The sequence below is a fragment of the Morganella sp. GD04133 genome, from assembly GCF_029835375.1.
GTDB lineage: Bacteria > Pseudomonadota > Gammaproteobacteria > Enterobacterales > Enterobacteriaceae > Morganella > Morganella morganii_B.
Genome location: NZ_JAODZS010000013.1, coordinates 1 through 16073, shown reverse-complemented (window position 1 = coordinate 16073; position 16073 = coordinate 1). Strand labels below are relative to the sequence as shown.

Here is a 16073-nt window from a genome sequence, read left to right as displayed (position 1 = left end):
TTATTCCGTCATTGGCATCCGGCCGGGATCAGGGCACTGATACTCAAAGCCCAGTTCCCGGCAGATGCGGCTGCCGTCAATCTCTTTCCCTTCAGTGATATCTTCTTCTCTGAAGACCGGCGGCAGCAAATTAATCTGACGGGACATGTCCGGATAAAATTCAGCCCGTGACGGGTGCTGCGGTGCACACAGGTTATACAGATGGCCGCCGTGCGGACGCTGGATAAGCAGGCGGATCGCGGCAATCACATCATCCTGATGCACCAGATTGACCGGCTGATTCGCGCCTTTCACCGCCGTTTTTCCTGCCAGAAAACGCCCTGCATGGCGGGATTCCCCTACCAGCCCGGCCAGACGCAGAATATCCGCTGACACGCCCGGCAACTCATTCAGCCAGTGCTCAATCTCAACAATCGCTTTGGCTGATTCCGTCACCGGATCGACCGGCGAGTTTTCTGTCAGCTTACCGGTCTGATTACCGTAAACCGCTGTTGAACCGGTAAAAATCACCCGCGACACACCGCGCGCCGCCGCCAGATCCACCAGATTTTGCACCGCCTTCACATACAGGTAACCGCCGCCCGCCGTTCTTGATGCCGGCAACGTGATCACCAGAATATCCGTCTGCAAAAAGGCATCCAGATCATCAGCGTTACATTCCGGTTCTGGTGTCAGATTCAGCATATAACACTCAATACCGCACATTCTCGCCGCCTCTGTGCCGTCCGGCGTGGTTTTGGTGCCTTTGACACGGATACCGATATCCGCAAGATGCAGTGCCAGCGGCATTCCCAGCCAGCCCAGCCCCGCGATGGAAACTGTTTTCATCGTGCATGACCTCTCTGTGGCTTATTTTTCTTTAATTTCAGTAAATTATCTTAATTTCTGTTTTCTTTGCAAAAAAGGGGTTGCAAAGTCCGGGTGAGTTCTATAGGTTGAAAGACAAGCAATTTATAAACATCGTTATCACCATAATGACAACATTATCCGTGATAGCAACAGGCAGATAAACGACGAGAGATTATCATGACACGCATCCAGTTCAGCCATCACCACCACCATCACCCTGACTAGTCTTTCAGGCGATTGGTGCCGGAAGACGTTCAGAGCTTCCGGTGGCATGCGTGCTAAGAGAGAACCCCCGGAAGAATCTTTTTTCCGGGGGTTTTTTTATACCTAAAGAATTATAAAATTAAAGGATAATCAAAATGTTAGATAAAACGCGCTTACGGATAGCCATTCAGAAGTCAGGTCGTTTAAGTGAAGATTCCCGCGAATTGCTCGCGCGCTGCGGCATAAAAATCAACTTACAACAGCAGCGCCTGATTGCTTACGCGGAGAATATGCCGATTGATATCCTGCGGGTCCGTGATGACGATATTCCCGGCCTGGTGATGGACGGTGTGGTTGACCTCGGTATCATCGGCGAAAACGTACTGGAAGAAGAGTTATTAAGCCGTCAGGCACAGGGGCAAAACCCGCGCTACTTCACACTGCGCCGCCTGGATTTCGGTACCTGCCGCCTCTCACTCGCCGCCCCGGTGGATTTCAGCTACAACGGCGCGGAATGTCTTCAGGACAGCCGTATCGCGACTTCCTACCCGTTCCTGCTCAAACGTTATCTGGATCAGAAAGGTATCCGCTTTAAATCCTGTCTGCTTAACGGCTCGGTGGAAGTGGCACCGCGCGCCGGGCTGGCTGATGCTATCTGTGACCTGGTCTCCACCGGTGCCACACTGGAAGCCAACGGTCTGCGCGAAGTGGAAGTGATTTACCGCTCCAAAGCCTGCCTGATTCAGCGTGACGGTGACATGCCGCCTGCCAAACAGCAACTTATCGACAGAATGATGACCCGTATCCAGGGCGTGATCCAGGCGCGTGAATCCAAATACATCATGATGCACGCCCCGTCAAAACGTCTGGACGACGTGATCGCCCTGCTGCCGGGCGCAGAGCGTCCGACCCTGCTGCCGCTGGCCGGTGAGCCGGATCTGGTGGCAATGCACATGGTCAGCAGCGAAACCCTGTTCTGGGAAACCATGGAAAAACTGAAAGCCCTGGGGTGCAGCTCCATTCTGGTTCTGCCGATTGAAAAAATGATGGAGTGATGACAATGACCGCAATGACCTTTAATACTTTGATCCGCTGGGAAAATCTTGATACACAACAGCAGGCGGACGCCCTGATGCGCCCGGCGATGGCAGCATCCGGTGATATCAGCCGCGTGGTCAGTGACATCATCTGTGACGTACGTGAAAACGGTGATGACGCCCTGCGCGCGCTGAGTGCCCGCTTTGATAAAACACAGGTGACAGAACTGCAAATCAGTGCGGCGGAGATTGCCGCCGCCGCTGACCGCCTGCCGGATTCACTGAAATCCGCCATGGCAACCGCGAAAGCCAATATCACCCGCTTTCACGAAGCGCAGATCCCCGATGTGATTGATGTGGAAACCCAGCCCGGGGTCAGCTGCCAGCTGGTGACCCGTCCGGTGGACAGTGTCGGGCTGTATATCCCAGGCGGCAGCGCGCCGCTGATTTCCACTGTCCTGATGCTGGCTGTTCCGGCAAAAATCGCCGGTTGCCGCCGGATCATCCTCTGCTCACCGCCGCCGGTGGCAGATGAAATTTTATATGCCGCACAACTTTGCGGTGTGGAAACCATTTATCAGGTCGGTGGTGCCCAGGCAATTGCCGCGATGGCATTCGGTACAGAAACCATCCCCGCCACCGACAAAATTTTCGGGCCGGGCAACGCCTATGTGACCGAAGCAAAACGTCAGGTCAGCCAGACTATCGGCGGTGCAGCGATCGACATGCCTGCCGGACCTTCCGAAGTGCTGGTGATCGCTGACAGTGGTGCCAACCCGGCCTTTGTTGCTGCCGACCTGCTCTCCCAGGCCGAACACGGCCCGGATTCTCAGGTGGTTCTGGTCACCCCGGATGAGGCAATGGCACAACGTGTGGTGGCGGAAACCAATTCACAGCTGGAATTATTATCACGCAAAGAGATTGCCCGTCAGGCTCTGTCCGCCAGCCGCATTATTATTGCCCGCGATCTGGACACCTGTGTGACGATCAGCAACCAGTACGGCCCGGAGCACTTAATTATCCAGACCCGTGACCCGGATGCCCTGCTGCCCGCCATCAACAGCGCCGGTTCCGTGTTCCTCGGTGACTGGTCGCCGGAATCGGCGGGCGATTATGCCTCCGGCACCAACCACGTCCTGCCGACTTACGGTTATACCTCGACCTATTCCAGCCTCGGACTGGCGGATTTTATGAAACGGATGACCGTACAGAAACTGACCCCGGCCGGGTTATCCGGTCTGGCAGACGCGATTGAAACCCTGGCGGCGGCGGAACTGCTTACCGCGCACAAAAATGCCGTGACACTGCGGATGAATGCCCTGAAAGCGGAGGAGAACAACGGATGAACAAACCATTCAGCGCGATGGCACTGGCCCGCGAAAATGTACAGTTACTGACGCCGTATCAGTCAGCACGCCGCCTCGGCGGTAACGGGGATGTCTGGCTGAACGCCAACGAATATCCGCAGGCACCGGATTTCACCTTTACGGATCGCAATCTAAACCGCTATCCGGAATGCCAGCCTGCGGACGTGATCAACCGCTATGCGGCTTACGCCGGTGTCAGTCCGGAGCAGGTTATCGCGGGGCGCGGCGCGGATGAAAGCATTGAATTACTGATACGTGCCTTCTGCGAACCGGGAAAAGATGCGGTGCTGTTCTGCCCGCCGACGTACGGTATGTACAGCGTCAGCGCGGAAACCTTTGGTATCGCGCAGAAAGTGGTGCCGTCGCTCGATGGCTGGCAATTGGATCTCGACAGTATCGCGGCCAGCCTGGATAACGTCAAACTACTGTATGTCTGCCACCCGAATAACCCGACCGGTAATCCGATCCGTGAACAGGATTTACGTTACCTGTTTGATATCGTTGATAACCGGGCACTGATTGTGGTCGATGAAGCCTATATCGAATTCTGCCCGCAATTCAGTGTGGCAACGTGGCTGGAAACGTACCCGAACCTGGTGATCCTGCGCACGCTCTCCAAAGCCTTTGCCCTCGCCGGACTGCGCTGCGGCTTCACACTGGCCTCTGCGGATATTATTAACGTGCTGATGAAAGTGATCGCGCCGTATCCGCTGTCATCCCCGGTGGCAGCCATTGCTGCCGAAGCGCTGCTGCCGGAAGGCATTGCCATCATGCAGGCGCGCGTCAGCGAAATCTGCCGCAACCGGCAGATGCTGTGTGATGAGCTGCAAAAACTGCCGCTGACAGACACCGTTTTCCCGAGCAAAACCAACTACATTCTGGTGCGTTTCCGTGATGCGGAACGGGTTTTCCGCAGTCTGTGGGATGAGGGAATTATTTTGCGTGACCAGCGCAAACAACGCGGGCTCGAAAACTGTCTGCGCATTACTGTCGGCACCCGGGCAGAATGCCTGCGGGTGATCGCCGCTATCGCCGCGCTTGAAATGCCATAATCTGAGGACAACGGATACCATGACACAGAACATTTTATTTATTGACCGCGACGGCACCCTGATCACCGAACCCCCGGTGGATTTTCAGGTGGACAGATTAGACAAACTGGCTTTTGAGCCGGATGTGATCCCCGCGCTGCTGAAGCTGAAAGAGGCCGGATACCGCTTTGTGATGGTCACCAACCAGGACGGACTGGGTACTGACAGCTTCCCGCAGGCGGATTTCGAGGCACCGCACCAGCTGATGATGCAGATTTTCACCTCTCAGGGCATTACCTTTGATGAGGTGCTGATTTGTCCGCACAAACCGGCGGATAACTGCAACTGCCGCAAACCGAAAATCACACTGGTGGAAAAATACCTGCTGCCGGGCGTGATCGACGCGCAAAACAGCTATGTGATCGGCGATCGCGAAACCGATATTCAGCTCGCGGAAAATATGGGCATTACCGGCCTGCGTTACGGTCAGCCGGGCATTGACTGGAACAGTATCGCAGAGCAACTGACCCGCCGTGACCGCTACAGCCGTGTGGAGCGGAAAACCAAAGAGACCGATATTCTCACCGAAGTGTGGCTCGACCGCGAAGGCGGCAGTACCATCCGCACCGGGGTCGGCTTTTTCGACCACATGCTGGATCAGATTGCCACCCACGGCGGTTTCCGCCTCAATATTCAGGTCAGCGGCGACCTCGTGATTGATGATCACCACTCCGTGGAAGATACCGGGCTGGCACTGGGCGAAGCCCTGAAACTGGCACTCGGCGATAAGCGCGGCATCACCCGTTTCGGTTTTACCCTGCCGATGGATGAATGTCTTGCCCGCTGCGCCCTGGATATCTCCGGCCGTCCGCACCTGGAATACAAAGCCGATTTTAAATATCAGCGTGTCGGCGACCTGAGTACTGAGATGATTGAGCACTTCTTCCGCTCACTCTCCTACACCATGGGCTGCACGTTACACCTGAAAACCAAAGGGAAGAACGATCACCACAGAGCCGAAAGTCTGTTTAAAGTGTTCGGACGGACACTGCGCCAGGCCATCCGCGTGGAAGGTAATGTTCTGCCGAGTTCAAAAGGGGTGCTGTGATGCGCATCGTGATCACCGATACCGGCTGTGCCAATATCGCTTCCGTCCGCTACGCGGTGGAGCGTCTGGGTTATCAGCCGCTGGTCACCGCCGACCCTGACCTTATCCGGCAGGCAGATAAAGTCTTTCTGCCGGGAGTCGGGACAGCGGGGGCGGCAATGGAAAATCTGACCGCGCGCGGGCTGGTGAGCATCATCCGCTCCCTGACTCAGCCGGTGCTGGGGATTTGCCTCGGCATGCAGTTGCTCGGCACCACCAGCGAAGAAGGTAATATTGACCTGCTCGGCCTGATTGATACCCCGGTACAAAAAATGACACCGGACGGTCTGCCGGTGCCGCACATGGGCTGGAATACCGTCGGATTTACTGCCGATCTGCCGCTGTTCCGTGATATCGCGCCGCAGAGCTATTTTTACTTTGTCCACAGTTACGCCTGCCCCGTCAGTGACGCCACGGCTGCCACCACCACGTATGGTGAGGCATTCAGCAGTGTTCTCTGCCGCGATAATTTTTACGGCGTGCAGTTCCACCCGGAGCGTTCAGGCAAAACCGGCATCACACTGATTAAAAATTTTCTGGAGATGAAATCGTCATGATCATTCCCGCACTGGATTTAATTGACGGACAGGTAGTGCGCCTTCACCAGGGCGATTATGCAAAACAGCGCGATTACGGCGCGGATCCGCTCAGCCGTTTACAGGCTTATGAGCGCGAAGGGGCGCAACTGCTGCACCTCGTGGATTTAACCGGTGCCAAAGACCCGGCGAAACGCCAGATCCCGTTGCTGAAAACACTGCTGGCGGGTGTGAGTGTGCCGGTACAGATCGGCGGCGGGATCCGTACTGAAGAGGATGTTGCTGCCCTGCTTGATGCCGGTGCCGCCCGCGTGGTGGTCGGCTCCACAGCGGTCACATCCCCGGAAGAGGTAAAACGCTGGTTTGCCCGTTGGGGAGCAGAACGCATCGTGCTGGCGCTGGATGTGCGCATCGGTGCGGACGGCAAAAAACGGGTGGCGGTCAGCGGCTGGCAGGAAGAGTCAGAGCAGACCATCGAAGACGTGATCCGCGATTTCGCCTCTGCCGGACTGCGCCACGTGTTATGTACCGATATCTCAAAAGACGGTACCCTGGCGGGCTCCAATGTGGCGCTTTATCAGGAAATCTGTGCCGCGTTCCCGGAGATTGCCTTTCAGGCATCCGGCGGTATCGGCGGGCTGAGTGATATCGCCCCGCTGCCTGCCACCGGTGTGGCGGGCGTGATCGTCGGCCGGGCGCTGCTCGACGGCAAAATGACATTACCGGAGGCTATCGCATGCTGGCAAAACGCATAATTCCCTGCCTGGACGTCCGTGACGGACAGGTGGTTAAAGGGGTTCAGTTCCGTCATCACGAAATCATCGGTGACATCGTCCCCCTCGCCCGCCGTTATGCCGAAGAAGGCGCGGATGAGCTGGTATTTTACGATATCACCGCCTCCTCTGATGGTCGTGTGGTGGATAAAAGCTGGGTCGCCAAAGTCGCGGAAGTGATTGATATTCCGTTCTGTGTCGCCGGCGGGATCCGCAGTACCGAAGACGCTGCCGCGATCCTCAGTTTCGGGGCGGATAAAATCTCCGTTAACTCCCCGGCGCTGAGTGACCCTGCCCTCATCACCCGGCTGGCTGACCGCTTCGGTGTGCAGTGCATTGTCGTCGGGATCGATACCTGGCACGATGCGGAAAGCGGAAACTATCAGGTCTATCAGTTTACCGGTGATGAAAAACGCACCATTGCCACCTCCCGTAACACCCTCGACTGGGTGCAGGAAGTGCAGCAGCGCGGTGCCGGGGAGATCGTCCTCAATATGATGAACCAGGACGGCGTGCGCAACGGCTATGACCTGGAGCAGCTGAAAAAAGTGCGTGAGGTGTGTCAGGTACCGCTGATTGCCTCGGGCGGTGCCGGTCATCCGGATCACTTCCGCGATGCGTTTTTACAGGCCGGTGTGGACGGCGCGCTTGCCGCCTCCGTCTTCCACAAACAGATTATTAATATCGGCGATCTGAAACGCGGACTTGCCCGCGACGGGATCGTTGTCAGAATACAGGAGTAACACACAATGCTCACGGAACAGGAAATCGCACAACTGGACTGGCAGAAAACCGGCGGCCTGCTGCCGGTTATTGTACAGCACGCCGTCTCCGGTGATGTGCTGATGCTGGGCTACATGAACCGCGACGCACTGGACAAAACGATCAGCGAAAAACGCGTGACGTTTTATTCCCGCACCAAACAACGGCTGTGGACCAAAGGAGAATCGTCCGGGCATTTCCTTAACCTGGAAGACCTGTTTAAAGATTGCGACAACGACACGCTGCTCGCACTGGTCACCCCGATCGGCCCGACCTGCCATCAGGGTACCAACAGCTGTTTTGCCCCGGCACAAACTGCACAGGGTTTCCTGTATGAACTGGAATCTGTCATAAAATCCCGCAAAACCGCCGATCCTGACAGCTCCTACACAGCACAACTTTATGCCGCCGGGACCAAACGTATCGCCCAGAAAGTAGGCGAAGAAGGGGTGGAAACCGCACTGGCCGCCACTGTCCGCGATAAAGCGGAGCTGACCTCGGAATCCGCGGATCTGCTCTATCACCTGCTGGTGCTGCTCCAGGATGCGGATCTGGATCTGGCCGCGGTTATTGAAAAACTGCGCTCCCGTCACCGTTAATCCGAAAGCGGGGGAAATCCCTTTTTGTCCGCTGTTTTTGTTGCCGTAACCTTCTATAATAGGCAGGAGATTGGCAACAAAGACAGAGATACTGAGTGATATGAACCCGATTTTTGAGAAACTGACCGCCCGGCTGGATGAACATCATGCCCGCTACCGCGTGGTACATCATGCCTCCGCAGGGAAAACGGAAGAGGTCGCCAGAGTGCGCGGCACACACCACGGTCAGGGCGCCAAAGCACTGGTTTGTCACGTCAAGGGAAACGGTATCCGTCAGTATGTCCTGGCGATTCTGCCTTCTGATCAGCAGGCGGATTTACAGGCACTGGCAAAAAAAACCGGCGGCACCCGAGCCTCTCTCGCCAGTCCGGCAGAGACAACCGAACTCACACAGTGTGTGTTCGGTGCTATCCCCCCGTTCAGTTTCCACCCCGATCTCCGTCTTGTTGCTGACCCGATGTTATTTGAGCGTTTCAGCGAACTGGCCTTTAATGCCGGCAGCCTGGAATGCTCAATTATTCTGAACACAAAGGACTATCAGCGGATTGCCGATCCTGAAACAGTATCGTTTGTCCGCCGTGAACTCTGATTTTTGCTTGGGAAGGCGCTTATGCAGGACGAACTTTTAGACTCGCTTTATTATCTGCTGCTGCTCAGTCTGCTGCTGTATCTGTCGCGCCACCGCTGGCGCCGCTGGTTCAAAACACAGAAATCCCGCAGGCATTTTATCTCCTCTCCCGAAGAAGATGAACAGGCCCTGCGCCGGGAGCTGAGTACCCCTTATCTTAACGGCAGCCAGTTCCATAAAACTGATCACTTTTTTGCGGTCAGCGCCCTGCTGCGCGAAATGCTGATGCATTATGAGGAAAAGCGGATCCGGCTGAATGACAGTCTGTTTACCCGGGAAGACAGTTATGCGTTTACCTGTCTCGGTACTCCGCTGCCCGCACCTGAAACCGCCACGCTGGCAGAACGGATGGCACTGCGGGATGATTTTCAGTATACCGCCAGTGAACGGCTCAACCGCTACTGCATCACCTCTCCGGCCGGAAAACCGCTGAATCAGCAAATCGGCCTGTGGATTGATATGATCCAGTCCCTGCTGGATACCGAACTGGTGCTGTTGCTGGAAGAGAACAACCAGAAAGACCGGGACTGCCCGTCGCTGCAATTATCCGCAGAACAGGTTCATCACTGGCTCGATGAAATCAACGATACCATGACACAGACCGCTTCACGGGTTCTGCAGGCCCATACCCGCAGCAGTGTTGTGATGTAAAAAAAAGACCCGCACTGCACTGTGCGGGTCTTTTGATTTTTACTCTGTGACTGTCAGTGCAGCGCCAGTTTCAGCGCCTCTTCTTTCAGATCCAGCTCCTGCACCAGCCGCGTGTAAGTGTGCTCACTGATATTCTTACTCTTGCGCAGCTGTTTCAGCGCATCACGCTCCGCCTGAAGCGCTGTCAGTGACATCCGCCGCTCCATGCGGATCACATTGTGCCAGTCAAATCCGGCGGTCTGATCATCACTGTTACTGTCAAGATGACGACCGTAGATCTCCAGCAGGTGAGTCCCCACTTCTGTGCGCAGTGTCATTTCATCAATGTCTTCCAGCGGCTCAGCCATCTGCCCGCGCAGATTGTTCATTGCGGCTTCATTCAGGGTGAACCGGGCGTTCAGCTCTTCATTATCGTGCGGTAAGTCGGTATTCAGCCCTTTGGTCAGCACCGGCAGTGCAACGGCGGCAATCACCAGTGAAAACAGGATCACGCCCATGGCGAGGAAGATAGCCAGATCCCGGTGCGGGAACGGTGAACCATCATTCATCAGCACCGGCAGAGTCAGGATACCGGCAAGGGTAATCGCCCCGCGCACACCCGCCGTTGCCATAATCGCCATCAGACGCAGATGCGGCATATCAGACTGTTTACCTTTGCGGCGCTGACGGAACACCGTCAGTGTCATGGCAACCCATACCCAGGCAAAACGCAGCAGTGCCAGACCAACCGTGATAATCACCACATACAGCAGCAGCACCCACGGCGCGGAGGTACCGGCATCCGCTGCCACCTGCGGCACGGAGCGCCACATTTCGGGTAACTGCTCACCCAGCAGAATAAAGATCATGCCGTTCAGCGCGACCTGTACTGTATCCCAGACCGCTTTGCTCTGCATACGGGTGGCAGACTGCATACGGCCGACAATACGCTCATAGTGCATAGCAATACCGGCCGCCACTGCCGCCAGAATCCCTGATACGTCCATGTGCTCTGCTGCCAGATAAGAGACAAACGGGATCAGCAGACTGATCATAATCTGAATCGCCGGGTCTTCCCCGGTGCGCTGCACCAGGAACTGGTTCACTTTCCCGATAAACATGGCAATCAGCAGGCCCACCATAATCCCGCCCAGCGCCACCAGCATAAACTTCCCGGCAGCCGACGGCAGGGAGAACGTCCCGGTCAGTGCCGCGCCTACCGCAAAACTGAAGCACACCAGGCCGCTGGCATCATTAAAGAGGGATTCACCTTCCAGAATATGCGCCATACGGGACGGCAGCGGTGCATTGACCGTCATTGCCGCCACAGACACTGGGTCTGTCGGTGACAAAATCGCCGCTAATGCAAAAGCAACAGCCAGAGAAACCGCCGGGATCAGCCAGTGAATAAACAGCCCCATGCCGACAACGGTGAAAAACACCAGACCAATGGCCAGCGAGAAAATCGGTTTGATATCACTGAACAGTGCTTCTTTCGGAATACGCCAGCCATCAAGAAACAGCAGCGGCGGGATAAAAAGGAACAGGAACAGATGCGGCTCAAACTCCACATCAAAACCAAAGAGTGACAACCCCGCACCAATGGCAATCTGAATAAAAGGTAACGGGATTTTGTCTCCCAGCAGGCGGGAGATAAACACGCTGGCAATCACAGCCAGCAAAAAAACAAGGATCAGTGTAACAACGGACATAGGCGGTTTTTTTATCCTTTCAGAAATCTGATACATAACCACAATTCAGGGTTTGCAGGGTATACGATTGACAGTAAAAATAAAGCAGAGAAAGCAGAGAATGTAAAATTATTGTGTGTCAAAATCTGAATGTCTGCCGCCTGCCCGGCTTCTGCCCGCGGAAGTGTAAACCGCGTGCCAAAAACAGTCAGAAGATTTTCAGTGATGTTGAGTGTGCCCCGGCGGAATAACCGGCACGGTAAGAGAACAACGCCGCCGTTTCCGGCGGCGTCATTATTTTAACGGTTAATCATCAAGGTCTTCCGGATTTTCCGGCAGTGTGATTTTCACGCGGTTAATCCGGTGATTCTGAATTTCCAGCGGTTCAAACAGACAACCGTCAATTCTGATTTGCTCACCGACTTTCGGCAGGCGCTGTAAATGTTCCATCAGCAATCCGGCCACGGTTTCATATTCCCGTTTTTCGTCCAGTGTCAGCGGAATATAATTGATCAGATCTTCCAGCGGCATAAAACCGTTGGTGATCCAGCTGTTATCATCCGTAAACTGAATGTCATGGCGGGCATCATTCTCAACACCGCTGACCGGCAGGTTACCGGCAATGGTTTCCATTACATCCGTCAGTGTCACCACCCCTTCAACGTACCCGAATTCATCGGCTACAAACGCAAAGTGTGTCTGCGCCTGACGGAACTGCTCCAGCGCTTTCAGTAATGACAGCTGTTCAGGGAAGACCAGCGGCTGTTTAATCAGCGCATGCAGATCCAGCGTATCCTGCTGTAAACGCTGATGCAGCAGGTCGATCACATGCACCACGCCCAGCAGTTCATCATCATCCGCCGAGCCTTTGATCACCACGCGGGTGTGCGGATTTTTAATCAGCAATGCCGCGATTTCATCACTGGTGGCATCAATCCGCAGCATCTCCACATCATGACGCGAGGTCATAATACTGTTGACGTTACGCTGCGACAGCCCCAGCACACGGACAATCATCTGCCGCTCTTCCGGGTCAAAGATTTCCTGATTATCCGAAATCAGATCTGCCGTGCGGTTATCCAGTTCTGAAGATTCGCGTTTGCCGCTCAGAATACGCAGCACCGCCTCCGCCGTGCGCTGGCGCAGGGAATTTCGCCCGCGCAGAAACTTACGGCGGTTAAACATCGCCACCTGATTGAGCATTTCAATCATGATGGAGAAACCGATCGCCGCGTAGAGGTAACCTTTCGGAATGTGATAGCCGAACCCTTCCGCCACCAGACTGAAACCGATCATCAGCAGGAAGCTGAGACACAGGATAACAATGGTCGGGTGCTCATTGACAAAGCGGGTCAGCGGACGGCTGCCCCAGATCATCAGCAGCATAGCGATAATCACCGCGGTGACCATCACACCGATGTGATCCACCATCCCGACCGCCGTGATCACCGAGTCCAGCGAGAAGACGGCGTCCAGTACAATAATCTGTGCCACCACCGCCCAGAATTTCGAGGTTTTCCGCTGCTGTCCGTCGTTATGCTCACCGCCTTCCAGCCGTTCGTTCAGCTCCATCGTGGCTTTAAACAGCAGGAACAGTCCCCCGATCAGCATAATTAAGTCACGCGCACTGAATGCATGCCCGAACATCGTAAACATCGGTTTGGTCAGCGTGATAAGCCAGGAGAGGCTGAACAGCAGAATAATACGCATGATCAGCGCACACAGCAGACCGGTTATACGGGCTTTGTCACGCAGCGCAGGCGGAAGTTTATCGGCAAGAATGGCAATGAAAACGAGGTTATCAATACCAAGAACAATTTCGAGTACGATTAGTGTGGCCAGGCCGGCCCAAATCGACGGATCAGCGATCCATTCCATACGGTTAGTTTTACCTTTTATTCGCACAGCTTATGCTGCAGATGGAATAATGCGGATTGTCCGGCTAAATAGCAATAAAAAATTCCGCACTTTGCCGCTGTTCCTGTTGTGCGCAATGACGATACCGTTTGCATCAATCGCTACCACGCAGCCTTTACATGCGTTAAACTGTGACGAAATTAACAGTCAGCTAACGAAATCGTCGTTAGTCACGGGTCAATTCCTGAAGGAGTCTTCATGTCCAAACAACAAATTGGTGTTGTCGGTATGGCCGTTATGGGCCGTAACCTCGCGCTGAATATCGAAAGCCGCGGTTATTCTGTTTCTGTTTTTAACCGCTCTTCTGATAAAACCGATGAAGTGATTGCTGAAAACCCGGGAAAAAAACTGGTTCCCAGCTACAGCATTGAAGAGTTTGTTGACTCCCTGGAAAAACCCCGCCGTATCCTGCTGATGGTCAAAGCCGGTGAAGCTACCGATAAAACCATCGCGTCTCTCACCCCGCATCTCGATAAAGGTGACATTCTGATCGACGGCGGTAACACCTTCTTTCAGGACACCATCCGCCGTAACAAAGAGCTGTCCGCACAGGGCGTTAACTTTATCGGCACCGGCGTTTCCGGTGGTGAGGAAGGCGCACTGAAAGGGCCGTCCATTATGCCGGGCGGACAAAAAGAAGCTTACGAACTGGTTGCCCCGATCCTGAAACAGATCGCAGCACAAGCCGAAGGTGAACCGTGTGTAACCTATATCGGTGCTGACGGTGCCGGTCATTATGTCAAAATGGTGCACAACGGTATCGAATACGGCGATATGCAGCTGATTGCGGAAGCATACTCCGTGATGAAAAATGCCCTCGGCATCAGCAATGATGAACTGGCGTCAGTCTTCAGCGAGTGGAACAACGGCGAACTGAGCAGCTACCTGATTGATATCACAAAAGATATCTTCCGTAAGAAAGATGAAGACGGCAACTATCTGGTGGATGTTATCCTTGATGAAGCCGCCAACAAAGGTACCGGTAAATGGACCAGCCAGAGCGCGCTCGACCTCGGTGTGCCGCTGACACTGATCACCGAATCCGTATTTGCCCGTTATATCTCGTTCCTGAAAGACCAGCGCGTTGCAGCTTCCAACGTACTGAAAGGACCGAAAGCGGCTGCATTCAGCGGCGATAAAGCGGAATTTATCGAGAAAGTCCGCCGCGCCCTGTATCTGGGCAAAATTGTCTCTTATGCACAGGGCTTCTCACAGCTGCGCGTTGCCTCTGATGAGTACAACTGGGATCTGAACTACGGCGAAATCGCGAAAATTTTCCGCGCCGGTTGCATCATCCGTGCCCAGTTCCTGCAGAAAATCACTGACGCTTATGCGGAAAACCCGGCACTGGCTAACCTGCTGCTGGCCCCTTACTTCACTCAGATTGCTGATGAATATCAGCAGGCGCTGCGTGATGTGGTCTGCTACGGCGTTCAGCACGGAATCCCGACACCGACCTTCTCTGCCGCTATCGCCTATTATGACAGCTACCGCAGCGCGGTACTGCCGGCGAACCTGATCCAGGCACAGCGTGACTATTTCGGTGCACATACTTATAAACGTACTGATAAAGACGGCGTGTTCCACACCGAATGGCTGGACAATAATTAATTACTGCGGTTATCCGCATCTGCCGGAGCCGGGATAATGATCCCGGCTTTTTCTTGTTTACAGCCCGCCTGACGCTTAAACAGGCTTAATCAAATCAAATTATCCGTAGCATAATCATGAATAACATAAATCCCTGGGGTGATGTGGTTCTGCCTTCACGGCCGGCATACCGGTTTTCCGCCATGTGGCTTACCCTGCTTTTTGCCCTGATTAATATCGTGGTCTGGTTCTGGCAGCTGCACTATGCCTCACCACTGCCGGAGCAGGAGTATAACCTGCTGCTGGCGGGTGCGAATGTGTATCAGTTGTCACTGACCGGCGACTGGTGGCGGTATCTGACCAGCATGACGCTGCATGCTGACCCTGTGCATCTGGTCATCAATACTCTCGCGCTTATCGTCATCGGTATTAACTGTGAAGCCATGGCCGGTAAAATACGGATGCTGTTTATCTATCTGGTCAGCGGTATTGCCGCCTCTTTTGTCAGCGCCACATGGTTGTGGTCTCAGCGTGGCGGATTCAGTGCGTATGAAATTCCGATCACCGTCAGTGTCGGCGCTTCCGGTGCCATTATGGGGATCGCCGGTGCCGTCATGATGTACCTGATAAGGGCGCGGACAGATCCTTCGGTTTCTGTTGCTGACCGTCTGCGTTACAAAAATCTGCTGATAACCATCATTTCACTGCTCCTGCTGACATTATTAAGTTCACTGCACAATAATGATGATACCGCCACCGATAATGTGGCACACATCAGCGGCTTTATCTGCGGCGCTACGATGGGATGGCTTTACGCTGCCGCCTCCGGGATACACAAAACAGGGATGGATCGCTGGTCATGCCTGATTTCCGCCGTTTCAGCAGGGCTGATTATCCTGCTGCTGTCCGCCGGTTCCGGCAGTCATGACCGGCGTCTGATGCTTGAACGGGAAATGATCCTCGACGAGATCGGTATCATGGTTAACGCACAGGCAGAAAAACAATTAAATGATTGATTCCGGTCACATTAATCCGTGCCGTAAACCGCTATGGTGATTAAACGATTAATGACTAGAAGCAGGTGATGATATGGATTATTGGTTTGTATCGTACAAAGTGCGTGCCCGTAACGGAGACACTTTACAGGGGCATCAGATCACAGAAACCGAAGCCGGTGTGTCCCCCCGTGATGCATTAGAACAAGCTACTCAGAAAATTGCCGACGAGTCTCAGGCTGACCTGCGCTCAGTCCGTATTCTTGCCTTTAACCGTGTGTAATTAACGCCCCTCACAGCGCAAAAACCCCGTCAGG

Annotated in this window: 17 protein-coding genes and 1 other annotated feature; of the genes, 14 read left to right on the top strand and 3 right to left on the bottom strand. The window is 54.4% G+C overall.

Annotated features, from left to right (window positions below; translation table 11 throughout):
* A complete protein-coding gene (locus N7387_RS07935) occupies positions 1 to 828 on the bottom strand; it encodes an SDR family oxidoreductase (RefSeq protein ID WP_279798116.1) in 828 nt (275 codons plus the stop codon).
* Between the two features lie 198 nt (positions 829 to 1026).
* Between N7387_RS07935 and hisL the strand changes: the two genes are divergently transcribed.
* The 11 genes from hisL (at position 1027) to N7387_RS07880 (ending at position 9584) form a co-directional block, all read left to right on the top strand.
* Positions 1027 to 1074, top strand: coding sequence for a his operon leader peptide (hisL, locus tag N7387_RS07930; RefSeq protein ID WP_101495319.1), 48 nt, complete (start codon positions 1027 to 1029; stop codon positions 1072 to 1074).
* Positions 1050 to 1174, top strand: a sequence feature (His leader region). It overlaps the preceding gene by 25 nt.
* A 34-nt stretch (positions 1175 to 1208) precedes the next feature.
* Positions 1209 to 2108 carry an ATP phosphoribosyltransferase gene (hisG, locus tag N7387_RS07925; protein WP_262861662.1) on the top strand — a complete coding sequence of 300 codons (900 nt, stop codon included), beginning with the start codon at positions 1209 to 1211 and terminating at the stop codon, positions 2106 to 2108.
* A 14-nt stretch (positions 2109 to 2122) separates the two neighbouring features.
* Positions 2123 to 3436: a histidinol dehydrogenase gene (gene hisD / locus N7387_RS07920; RefSeq protein WP_279798163.1), complete on the top strand. Its 1314-nt coding sequence runs from the start codon at positions 2123 to 2125 to the stop codon at positions 3434 to 3436.
* The gene (gene hisC, locus N7387_RS07915; protein WP_279798115.1) at positions 3433 to 4509 is read left to right on the top strand and encodes a histidinol-phosphate transaminase; all 1077 of its coding nucleotides are present in this window, start codon (positions 3433 to 3435) and stop codon (positions 4507 to 4509) included. The genes hisD and hisC overlap by 4 nt, the downstream gene beginning before the upstream one ends.
* 19 nt (positions 4510 to 4528) lie before the next feature.
* Positions 4529 to 5596 carry a bifunctional histidinol-phosphatase/imidazoleglycerol-phosphate dehydratase HisB gene (gene hisB, locus N7387_RS07910; protein ID WP_279798114.1) on the top strand — a complete coding sequence of 356 codons (1068 nt, stop codon included), beginning with the start codon at positions 4529 to 4531 and terminating at the stop codon, positions 5594 to 5596.
* Positions 5596 to 6192 carry an imidazole glycerol phosphate synthase subunit HisH gene (gene hisH, locus N7387_RS07905; protein ID WP_262882383.1) on the top strand — a complete coding sequence of 199 codons (597 nt, stop codon included), beginning with the start codon at positions 5596 to 5598 and terminating at the stop codon, positions 6190 to 6192. Before hisB ends, hisH begins: the two co-directional genes overlap by 1 nt.
* Positions 6189 to 6926 carry a 1-(5-phosphoribosyl)-5-[(5-phosphoribosylamino)methylideneamino]imidazole-4-carboxamide isomerase gene (gene hisA / locus N7387_RS07900; protein WP_279798113.1) on the top strand — a complete coding sequence of 246 codons (738 nt, stop codon included), beginning with the start codon at positions 6189 to 6191 and terminating at the stop codon, positions 6924 to 6926. Before hisH ends, hisA begins: the two co-directional genes overlap by 4 nt.
* Positions 6908 to 7687 carry an imidazole glycerol phosphate synthase subunit HisF gene (hisF, locus tag N7387_RS07895; protein WP_262861033.1) on the top strand — a complete coding sequence of 260 codons (780 nt, stop codon included), beginning with the start codon at positions 6908 to 6910 and terminating at the stop codon, positions 7685 to 7687. The genes hisA and hisF overlap by 19 nt, the downstream gene beginning before the upstream one ends.
* Positions 7688 to 7693: 6 nt before the next feature.
* Complete coding sequence (gene hisIE, locus N7387_RS07890) at positions 7694 to 8305, top strand: bifunctional phosphoribosyl-AMP cyclohydrolase/phosphoribosyl-ATP diphosphatase HisIE (RefSeq protein ID WP_279798111.1); 612 nt, start codon at positions 7694 to 7696, stop codon at positions 8303 to 8305.
* Between the two features lie 100 nt (positions 8306 to 8405).
* A complete protein-coding gene (locus N7387_RS07885) occupies positions 8406 to 8894 on the top strand; it encodes a YbaK/prolyl-tRNA synthetase associated domain-containing protein (RefSeq protein ID WP_274369333.1) in 489 nt (162 codons plus the stop codon).
* A 21-nt stretch (positions 8895 to 8915) separates the two neighbouring features.
* Complete coding sequence (locus N7387_RS07880; protein WP_279798110.1) at positions 8916 to 9584, top strand: hypothetical protein; 669 nt, start codon at positions 8916 to 8918, stop codon at positions 9582 to 9584.
* 53 nt (positions 9585 to 9637) lie between these two features.
* Here the strand turns inward: N7387_RS07880 and N7387_RS07875 are convergent, their stop codons facing one another.
* Complete coding sequence (locus N7387_RS07875; protein ID WP_279798108.1) at positions 9638 to 11275, bottom strand: Na+/H+ antiporter; 1638 nt, start codon at positions 11273 to 11275, stop codon at positions 9638 to 9640.
* Between the two features lie 285 nt (positions 11276 to 11560).
* Positions 11561 to 13132, bottom strand: coding sequence for a TerC family protein (locus N7387_RS07870; protein WP_279798107.1), 1572 nt, complete (start codon positions 13130 to 13132; stop codon positions 11561 to 11563).
* Positions 13133 to 13369: 237 nt separating this feature from the next.
* On the opposite strand from N7387_RS07870, the gene gndA reads away from it, so the two are divergent.
* The 3 genes from gndA to N7387_RS07855 all read left to right on the top strand — a co-directional run bounded on the left by gndA (position 13370) and on the right by N7387_RS07855 (position 16039).
* Positions 13370 to 14782, top strand: coding sequence for an NADP-dependent phosphogluconate dehydrogenase (gene gndA / locus N7387_RS07865; protein ID WP_279798106.1), 1413 nt, complete (start codon positions 13370 to 13372; stop codon positions 14780 to 14782).
* Positions 14783 to 14898: 116 nt separating this feature from the next.
* Positions 14899 to 15777 carry a rhomboid family intramembrane serine protease gene (locus N7387_RS07860; protein ID WP_262882378.1) on the top strand — a complete coding sequence of 293 codons (879 nt, stop codon included), beginning with the start codon at positions 14899 to 14901 and terminating at the stop codon, positions 15775 to 15777.
* Between the two features lie 73 nt (positions 15778 to 15850).
* Entirely contained in the window at positions 15851 to 16039 is a 189-nt protein-coding gene (locus N7387_RS07855) for a hypothetical protein (RefSeq protein WP_029991050.1), read from the top strand.
* The last annotated feature ends 34 nt before the right edge of the window (positions 16040 to 16073 follow it).